Here is an 8,461-nt window from a genome sequence, read left to right as displayed (position 1 = left end):
AAGGTATCTCCTCTATTTTTACTAAGTTTTTTAGCACATACAACCACTTGTCAAAATGTGTTTCTATCTCCTCTAAGGTCTTGTCAAACTTCTTGATTTCTACATAGATAAAGCGCAACTTGTCATAAAATATCTTATGTGTTTCCTTTTCTATCAGTCTGATGTCATGCACTATCTTGCCTCTGTTTGCTTTGTCATCATCTATGAGAAAATCAGTAATGGCTATGGAATAAACCCCTTTCAATTGATAGTTCCAATCACCTCGCTTTGCCTGTTCTTGAATGGGAAAAGTGGCGTAGTAAAGACTTCTATCCTTAAAAAAATCCTGTTTTGCCCTTTGCATCTCCACAATGAACTTTTCTCCTTTTTCGTTTTCACAGTAAAGGTCAAAGATGGCTTTCCTATCCAAGTCAGTAGTCCCCAAATGCTCACTTTTCAAGTAAGTCAAATCAATGATTCTGCCCTTGTCTGTGAGCAGTTCGTTCAAAAAATCTATGAGCAGGTCTTTGTTTGCCTCCTCCCCAAAGATTTTCTTGAAGCCAAAGTCAGTGAAAGGATTGATGTATTTTTGTGCTATCATGTTCTATGTTGTTTTAGACAAAGATAGGGAAAAATGAGGAAATATCAATGAGGAATTAAGAATCAGAAATCTGGAATGAAATGCAAATTTTGATTTTTACTATCATAGCTTACTGACTACCAATAATAAAACCCTTGTTTGTGAAGACACAGACAAGAGCAACAGTGGAACTGTCCTCAACAAAGTAGGGCGAGATTGTAAATCCCACCCAGCAGGGAAAATATGAAAAAAAATTTGTCCAAAATTTGCTTTATTCATAGAATTCAAAGGCGAAACAAACTTAATCAAATGCGGACTAACAGGAGGACAAGTTGCCATATTTCTAATCCTCTTCATATTCCTCATCAAAAGTCATTCTATATTCATATTTACCTGAATTTTCCCACAGTGGAAAACAATAATTAGGATTGAATGGTGATTCCACAGCAGCCATCCAATACAAACAATCCTTTTCAAGAATCTTGTCAAAATCGCTTAATTGGCTTTGAAAACTAATATTAAAATTTTCTGGGCAATTGTATGACCATAAATGCTCAAAAAGCAATCTCAAATTACCCTTATGACTATAAACCGGTTCAGAAACAAATAATAATCTGCCGAAGGAAACCCTGAATATGTATTTTGCAAAAAAACGTTCATCTAAAATCATTACTACAGAAATATCTTCAAGATTGCCTAAATCAAAATTTTTATTCTCATTGACAAACCCTCCACGCGCTATCTCATCATTGAAATATAGTTTCTGCAAAGAAATAAAGTAAGATTGTTTCCGACTTGGGTATATGACAAAAAAACCATCTAAAAATGAGCCTTCTTTGTAATAATCAAAAGATTTAACGGTGGCAAGCACAAATTTAGAATTATAGTAGAAAAACATTTCAAAATTTCCTAAGTTCCATTCATTTTCTATATGCATTATGCTTATGATTTTATGTGAATAGTCATACCCTACTTTGAAATAATCTTTACGCTTGATATTTGTACTATCTTTGGGTGTAAGTGTGTTGAAATCAAAGAATTGATAATCTACCCACTGAGCTACTTTGTATTTAGAATCCATAGAAGGAATATTTTTAGCGAAGTCATAAATCTCACCTATTGTAGGTTCAACAAATGATTGCGGAGATTGAAATCCTCCCATACAAGCAGGAAGGATTATTATCAAAAAATAATTAAAAATTTTATTTTTTAGCATGATTTTTTAGTAAAATGGTTCCGTTTTTGCGTATCATTAAGTTTGCATAACTGTCTCCAGTAGTAGCATTGACCCATCCAAATTTGTACTTTTTCTCTTGAGTAAGCCATGTATCCAAAGGAACTCTGTAACCAACTTTATGGTTTCCATAAATCGTAGTATAATCTTTGTTCATGAAGATGTTAATCTTACCATCTCTACTCGAATTAAGGAAGTTATTTACAGCTTTATACATTCCACCTGCCCTACAACCAAGAAATACAACATTACCAGTATTTTTATCTTTGACCATGGGTTTTACAAGGTCAGTAATAGCTTTAAGATGTGCTACGTATGGAGATTTATTAAATTTTGGTATAAAATCACTGCCTAAAAGAGTGATCCCATGAGAGAAAGCTAACGCATTTTTGTCTGTTGCTCCATGCGTTGCAATAACCAAATTATCTATTTTACCATACGTTTTTGTCCAAAATTCTGCAAACAAATAAGCTGCCTCTAAACCTACTACATTCACCTTTACACCATTATTATCGTACTGTCCATCCATATCTTCTTTATCACTAAATACATTCCATGCAGAACTTTCGTAAGTTCCTTCTTGCGTTTTTACATCAAAAAATGTTAAAATCACATTATTAGACTTGCCTTTATTCTGCCTATTTTTCTCCCTTTCCCTATCATCTTTCTCCTTCATTTGGTCGTAGGCTGTCCCTTGTGGTAGTATGCTTTCCCCGTCCATGCCCGTAGGGTATATGGTATTAAGGGGATTGTTATTCAAGAAGCTATACCCACTCATGTCTGGGTACCTATCCCCATGAGGGTCAAGGGTAGTAGTCCTATTTATCTGATAGTCATAGCTTCTGGCACTAAAATCATAGTGGTGTAGCCCAAGTTCTGTCTGCTTTTCTTTGCTGTTAAACTGCCATTTACTCTCCTTACTCGCCACCTGCGCATAATCCAAACCCTTCATGCCCAAGCAAAGGAGAGTAAAATTAGAAATTATAAATGATGAATTATGAATGAAATGCAATTTTTCATGTCTTTTGACGCGGGGTGCAACACGTGAAAAACTCATCACAACTATAGCTTGCTGACTACCAATGAAAAATGTTTGTTGGTGTTGCACACCGCGTTCAACACTAACAAAGGCAAGAGAGACATTAGTTTCTCATCCATTTCTTTCTACGCTCTATCTCTTCTATAGGTGTAAACGGATTGATTTCATATGTTTGGATGGTTAATAATTTGTTTTTACGCTGTAAAATATTTATCACAATATCTTGTGAAGGATTATTATGGTCAACCTTACCTTGTTCCAAAATGTGATTTATATTATTCTTTTTTATGTGCTGAATAATGTACATATAAAAGTCATTACTTCCTACTTTTCCCTGCTTTTTACTTGTTTTCTTTATTCTGTAATTTTTACCTACAGGATAAGTGTCTTCTGCTTCAAAATAAACAATAAATGAGTCTGCATATACAGAGCAAAAGTAGGATAAGGTTGAGCCATAATAAATATGCTCAATAAGTATCAAAGTATCATACTTGTTAAGCAAGTTTTTGATTTCCAATTGTTTAATAGTCGAATTCCTCCACTGAGTAGTATAGCCACTCCTTTCATTATTGAGGTTTATGGTTTTAATTATCTCTTTTTTCAAAGAGCAAAAAGACATCAAATAAGTAAAAACTAAATAATATCCCAAAATCAAATATTTTTTCATTGCTATTATTTTTTAAAATTATTGTAATTAATAGGTTTATTCTGGGAATCTGTGAAGAACGCGCTCGTATCCAAGATTCTTATAATTCTTTGAGGTCTATTGGTATCAAATGTGTCCCTTTCTACTTGTAATATCAATGAAGGTTCGTAACCCTCATTCCCTTGTGTGGCATAATGTGTGCGTAGAGGTAAGCCAGCCTGTGCTCTCATTATATTTTCTACATGAGTTGCATACTTTTCTGATTGCTTATATGGGTCATGAGGGTCTTTTGGATTATCTAACCATTTGTCATAAACTCCCTCACCATTAGTTAAGTAGTCTTGTGTATGTGCTAATTCATGTCCTAAATCAAGCCATAATGGACTCTCTTGTATGCCCTCCTTAGTCATAATATCAGAGCCCGTCAAGTCTTTTTTAATAGTTATTGTGCCATGACCTTCCGAGTTTTTATTCCCTGCTTTAATATATGCGTTATTTTCTTTATTCGAAAAGAAATTTACAAGTTCTTTTCCTTTTTGGGTTTTACTACCTAATTGATTAAGAGCTGTTAGTACTCCTGATAAAAAAGACTTAGGTTTAGTCAAAAAAACTTTACCTGTTCTTTCCCCTGAAGCATAGTAAAACTGTCCATTGCGATATGTTAAATTATGACCGTCATACTGCACATATATGCTATCTCCATTCACATCAATATACCTAATTGGATTATTAGCGGCATATTGATATGGTGAAAAGTTGTAGTATTTTTCTGCAAACCTATCTACTTTAAAGAATCTTCCTATCTGAGCATCATAGTTTCTCGCTCCGTAGTCGTGCCAATGTAACCCAAGCTCTGTTTGCTTCTCCTTGCTGTTGAACTGCCACTTATCCTCCTTACTCGCCGTCTGCACATAATCCAAACCCTTCATGCCGAGTCTGAAAGGGTAATAGTGATTTTCTTGCACTACCATAGCCGTAGGCTTGTCAGTAATCTCTATCTTCAGCTCATCAAACCAAGTGTAAAACTCTGTATCTGGCTCTGTGCTGATGACGTATGCCTCTACCCTGACCTGTGCGGTGGTAGTAAAGCCTATGCTGAGTTCCTCCCATGCGGTTTCCCCTGCAAGGGTTACAGGCTGCTCGTAAGTTTGTACTATAGAAGCTCCTGCATATAAGTTCACTACCAACTTTGCCTGTGGGGGTGTGCTGAGGCTCTGCCTTCCTAAGACATTCATCTGCCCTAAGTCGCCTTGGTAAGGAGTCGCTGGGTCTTCCTTTGCCTTCCTCTGCAAAGATAGGGTTTTTCCTATAATTTGCCCTATGCCGATGAGATTTATTCGTGGCGGCGAGGGCGGAATGATGATCTCGCCGATGTTTTGCTGGGCTTGGGCAGGGATAACGACCACAGGGCTATTCAGGGTCAGACGGTTAGGAGGAAGAACAGGCTTTTCTCTCTTGTCTTGGTCTTGGACGGTACCGCCTGCTTGGGCTATCATGTATTGGACTAAAAAGTCAGATAAGAAATTACTACAAAATGAGAGAAAATGATGGTAAATTTTGATAATTGTTGTAAATTTGATGATAAAAATAGCTTAAAACTATGGAAGAAACTACCACTATTGTTCTCCAAGTAGCCAACTCAAAGCTAAAGGCATTTTTTGAGTTTTTGCAACTGATTGACTTTGTGAAAGTAAATTATTTATTAGAAGGACAAGAGGAACAAGAACAAGAGGATAGCTTTGTGGCTGGGAGTTTTACAAAAGGGGAAAATCCTTTGCTGGAATATGGAAAGACAATGACATTACCTTAGAACAAATCAGGAGGCAAGCATAGCAAAGAACCAAGTAATTTTGTGTGATAAATACCTACCAAAAGCCTCATTAATCAGTTCAATAAGTTTTTGATAAACAAGGAAATATGCCTGAAGTTCATGCAATTGATGTTAGGTTATTTGGACAGTAGGATAGGTATTCCTGATGCTTTTATCGCTGCGACTGCCCTTTGCAATAATGTCCCACTTTACACACTTAATAGGCAGGATTTTGATTATATAGAGGGACTGAAACTTTATAAATCTAAAGCGTAATTATTTACTATTTTTCATAGCTTTTTCTTTTTCCTACCTACGCACCTTACACCCAAGCCTGAAGTTTGCAAAAAGAATACCTTAGCCGGATGGGTAGCAATCTGCCGTGTTTAAGGCTATCGCAAACAGGGGGTCAATTTACAGTTGGTTGGTGCGCTTCACTAATACCAATAACCTTAAAAGACGGGATTAATCTTTATTATGAGGAAATTCATAGTAATATATACCACTATTTAACCACAAAGGCAGGTGACTACATTCAGGGTTAATTGATGGAATTACCTTTGCAATTGGATATAGACAGTTTTTTTCTATAATATCATCAAAATCTTTTAATTGAGTTTGTTCTCTGATTTCAAAATTTTTTGCACAATTATAAGCAAGTAAGGTTTCAGAAAGCAAGCTAAAATTTTTACTATCATATACAGGTAAGGAAACAAAAAGTAGTCTATTAAAAGAAACTCTAAATATATATTCAGGATAAAAGTTAGCATTTATCAACATAACCACAGAAATATCCTGAAAATTACCCAAAGAAAAAGAACTACTTTCATAATCTACTCCTCCACAAAATATGCAATTATTATCATATTGCCTAACAGTGTTTATAAAGTAAATTTTCTTTATATCTGTTAATAGTACAAATACGCCTTTTAAGTATGTTTTATTCTCAACGCTACTTGTATCGCAATTCTCTCCTAACTTTATCAGAGTTGCAATCTTAAATTTTTCATGGTGATAAATATCCATTTCAAAATTACCTAAGCGTGACTCTTTCTCAAAGTGATATACCTTTATAACTTTACCAACACTGTCATAGCCTATTTTAAAGTAGTCATCATGACTGACATTAGAACTATTTATAGGTTCAAGAGAGCTAAAATTAAAACTTTGATAGGGTACTAATTTAACAACTTTTGCTTTGGCTGCCATTACAGCAATATCTTTACCAAAATCATAGATTTCTTTTATAGTTATCTTAGATAAAGTTTGTTGCATTTGAAAACTATTAAGAAAAAAAGGAATCATTATGATTACACAGTTTTTTATATTTTTCATCATTACCATGGCGCTTTATCAGTTGTTTGAATAGTTCCATTTTTAAGAAGTCTTAAATTTGCATATTTTACTCCTGTGGTTACATTCATCCAGCCATACTTATAGTTATTCCTTTTTGTGAGCCATGTGTCCAAAGGTACATAAGCCCATTTGCGTGCATAAAACTCCGGACCCTCTATATAGGTAGAAAAATCTTTATTCATGTAAATATTAATTGGATTTTTTTTCCTATTCTCATTGAGAAAATCACTCATTGACTTACCAATCCAACCAGCGTAACAAGCAATAAATACTAAATCTCCTTTACCTTTTACAAAATCTGTAACCCCTTTGAGTAAGTTGGCATAAGCAGATTTGTTATTCAAATCTTTTTCGTACAGTGCAATCCCACTTGTAAAAGTTACCCCATGCAAACTTTTAGGGTCATAAGTCCCATCACTTGCAATAACCAGATTATCTACTTTTCCGTACACCTTTACCCAAATTTCCAAAAATAAGTAGGCTGCTTCCAGATTATTTACTTTTATAACACCATTACCATATTCATAATCTCCATCTATGTCCCCCTTATCACTAAAAGCACTCCACTGAGAGTCTTCATAGATGCCTCTTTTTACATCTAAATCACTAAACATCAAAATCACATTATTAGACTTGCCTTTATTCTGCCTATTTTTCTCCCTTTCCCTATCATCTTTCTCCTTCATTTGGTCGTAGGCTGTCCCTTGTGGTAGTATGCTTTCCCCGTCCATCCCCGTAGGGTCTATGTACCTCAGCGGGTTGTTATTCAAGAAAGAATAGAGCGAAACACTCACATACCTTTCCCCATGAGGGTCAAGGGTAGTAGTCCTACCTGTCTGATAGTCATAGCTTCTGGCACTGAAATCGTAGTGGTGTAGCCCAAGTTCGGTCTGCTTTTCTTTGCCATTGAAGGTAAACTTATTCTCCTGACTTACATTCTGCACATAGTCCAAGCCCTTCATGCCCAAGCCGAAAGACAGGGTAGAAATAAGAGTTTACCACTCCCTCTACCTCACCTCTTTCCTCAATGCTTCTATCTGCTCAATAGTTAAGCCTGTTCCTTTGGCAATTGTTGCATTATCTAAACCTAAACTAATAAAATTCTTAGCTATTTCTATTTCTCTTTCTACCTTTCCTTCAATTTTTCCTTCATTAAACGAAGTTTCCAAAGAGGCTGTAAAGTCCAAATAGTTCTTTTCACTATCTCGGTAAGATTGCAACTGCTTCTCATCAAAACGTGCAATCTCTGCAATTTGAAACAGCTTTTTAAACACTTTTTCTTGCAACTTAGCTGGTATCTCCTCTATTTTTACTAAGTTTTTTAGCACATACAACCACTTGTCAAAATGACTTTCTATCTCCTCTAAGGTCTTGTCAAACTTCTTGATTTCTACATAGATAAAGCGCAATTTATCATAAAATATCTTGTGTGTTTCTTTTTCTATCAGTCTGATGTCATGCACTATCTTGCCTCTGTTTGCCTTGTCATCATCTATAAGAAAATCGGTAATGGCTATGGAATAAACCCCTTTCAATTGATAGTTCCAATCGCCTCGCTTCGCTTGTTCTTGAATGGGAAAGGTGGCGTAGTAAAGACTTCTATCCTTAAAATAGTCCTGTTTTGCTCTTTGCATCTCCACAATGAACTTTTCTCCTTTTTCGTTTTCGCAATATAGGTCAAAGATTGCCTTTCTATCTAAGTCGGTTGTGCCTAAATGCTCACTTTTGAGGTAGGTCAAATCAATGATTTTGCCCTTGTCTGTGAGCAGTTCGTTCAAAAAATCAATGAGCAGGTCTTTGTTTGCCTCCTCCCCAAA

General features: G+C 35.5%; 10 protein-coding genes. 2 read left to right on the top strand and 8 right to left on the bottom strand.

The window, feature by feature from the left end:
- The 5 genes from BM141_RS21760 to BM141_RS23305 form a co-directional block, all read right to left on the bottom strand.
- Positions 1-580 (bottom strand): Rpn family recombination-promoting nuclease/putative transposase (locus BM141_RS21760; protein ID WP_091549549.1); only part of this gene is annotated, 580 nt, incomplete at its 3' end.
- Between the two features lie 322 nt (positions 581-902).
- The gene (locus BM141_RS21750) at positions 903-1,775 is read right to left on the bottom strand and encodes a hypothetical protein (protein ID WP_143091069.1); all 873 of its coding nucleotides are present in this window, start codon (positions 1,773-1,775) and stop codon (positions 903-905) included.
- Positions 1,762-2,745, bottom strand: a complete 984-nt coding sequence (locus BM141_RS21745; protein WP_177217509.1) for an RHS repeat-associated core domain-containing protein — start codon at positions 2,743-2,745, stop codon at positions 1,762-1,764. Before BM141_RS21745 ends, BM141_RS21750 begins: the two co-directional genes overlap by 14 nt.
- A 190-nt stretch (positions 2,746-2,935) precedes the next feature.
- A complete protein-coding gene (locus tag BM141_RS21740) occupies positions 2,936-3,499 on the bottom strand; it encodes a hypothetical protein (protein ID WP_091549545.1) in 564 nt (187 codons plus the stop codon).
- Between the two features lie 5 nt (positions 3,500-3,504).
- Entirely contained in the window at positions 3,505-4,974 is a 1,470-nt protein-coding gene (locus BM141_RS23305) for an RHS repeat-associated core domain-containing protein (protein WP_177217508.1), read from the bottom strand.
- 104 nt (positions 4,975-5,078) lie between these two features.
- Here BM141_RS23305 and BM141_RS21730 point away from each other — a divergent pair, with 104 nt between their 5' ends.
- Both BM141_RS21730 and BM141_RS22690 read left to right on the top strand, forming a co-directional pair.
- The gene (locus BM141_RS21730; RefSeq protein ID WP_091549544.1) at positions 5,079-5,288 is read left to right on the top strand and encodes a hypothetical protein; all 210 of its coding nucleotides are present in this window, start codon (positions 5,079-5,081) and stop codon (positions 5,286-5,288) included.
- 120 nt (positions 5,289-5,408) lie between these two features.
- Positions 5,409-5,564: a PIN domain-containing protein gene (locus BM141_RS22690; RefSeq protein ID WP_143091068.1), complete on the top strand. Its 156-nt coding sequence runs from the start codon at positions 5,409-5,411 to the stop codon at positions 5,562-5,564.
- Positions 5,565-5,753: 189 nt separating this feature from the next.
- Here the strand turns inward: BM141_RS22690 and BM141_RS21725 are convergent, their stop codons facing one another.
- From BM141_RS21725 to BM141_RS21715, 3 genes are all read right to left on the bottom strand, one after another.
- Positions 5,754-6,626, bottom strand: coding sequence for a hypothetical protein (locus BM141_RS21725; protein ID WP_143091067.1), 873 nt, complete (start codon positions 6,624-6,626; stop codon positions 5,754-5,756).
- Positions 6,626-7,606, bottom strand: coding sequence for an RHS repeat-associated core domain-containing protein (locus tag BM141_RS21720; RefSeq protein ID WP_091549542.1), 981 nt, complete (start codon positions 7,604-7,606; stop codon positions 6,626-6,628). Before BM141_RS21720 ends, BM141_RS21725 begins: the two co-directional genes overlap by 1 nt.
- A 45-nt stretch (positions 7,607-7,651) precedes the next feature.
- The coding region (locus BM141_RS21715; protein WP_143091066.1) for an Rpn family recombination-promoting nuclease/putative transposase at positions 7,652-8,461 on the bottom strand (810 nt) is incomplete at its 5' end.

Origin of the sequence: Thermoflexibacter ruber (assembly GCF_900113045.1) — a bacterium.
In the GTDB taxonomy this organism is placed as follows: domain Bacteria; phylum Bacteroidota; class Bacteroidia; order Cytophagales; family Thermoflexibacteraceae; genus Thermoflexibacter; species Thermoflexibacter ruber.
Note: the sequence above shows the minus strand (reverse complement) of the source record. Positions and strands in the feature narration are given on the sequence as shown.